The organism is Streptosporangium pseudovulgare (assembly GCF_014648055.1).
Classification (GTDB): Bacteria; Actinomycetota; Actinomycetes; order Streptosporangiales; family Streptosporangiaceae; genus Streptosporangium; species Streptosporangium pseudovulgare.
This window is the reverse complement of sequence record NZ_BMQJ01000065.1, coordinates 1-792: the sequence shown is the minus strand read 5'-3', so window position 1 is coordinate 792 and position 792 is coordinate 1. Positions and strand designations below refer to the sequence as shown.

1 protein-coding gene is annotated in these 792 nt (G+C 67.7%); it reads left to right on the top strand.

Going from position 1 to position 792, the window contains the following annotated elements; translation table 11 throughout:
• Positions 1-792: DNA-directed RNA polymerase subunit beta (locus tag IEZ10_RS38475; RefSeq protein ID WP_444545411.1), on the top strand; the 792-nt coding region annotated here is incomplete at both ends.

The window sequence follows — 792 nt, the reverse complement described above, 5'->3', positions numbered from 1 at the left end:
GAGCTGGTCCGGGTCTACGTGGCGCAGAAGCGCAAGATCACCGATGGGGACAAGCTCGCCGGCCGGCACGGCAACAAGGGCGTCATCTCCAAGATCCTCCCGGTAGAGGACATGCCGTTCCTGGAGGACGGCACCCCGGTCGACATCATCCTCAACCCGCTCGGCGTGCCGGGCCGGATGAACGTCGGGCAGGTGCTGGAGACCCATCTGGGGTGGATCGCCGCCCGCGGCTGGGACATCTCCGGCATCGAGGAGGCCTGGGCCGAACGGCTGCGCGACAAGGGCTTCACCGAGGTCGAGCCGCGCACCAACGTCGCCACCCCGGTGTTCGACGGCGCCAGCGAGGAGGAGATCGTCGGCCTGCTCGGCAGCACGCTGGTCAACCGCGACGGCGGCCGCATGGTCGGCCCGAACGGAAAGGCGCAGCTGTTCGACGGCCGCTCCGGTGAGCCGTTCCCGCACCCGATCTCGGTCGGTTACATCTACATCCTGAAGCTGCTCCACCTGGTGGACGACAAGATCCACGCGCGGTCGACCGGCCCGTACTCCATGATCACCCAGCAGCCGCTCGGCGGTAAGGCCCAGTTCGGCGGCCAGCGCTTCGGTGAGATGGAGGTCTGGGCCCTGGAGGCCTACGGCGCCGCCTACGCCCTGCAGGAGCTGCTGACCATCAAGTCCGACGACGTGCTGGGCCGCGTGAAGGTCTACGAGGCCATCGTCAAGGGCGAGAACATCCCCGAGCCGGGCATCCCCGAGTCCTTCAAGGTGCTCATCAAGGAGATGCAGTCGCTG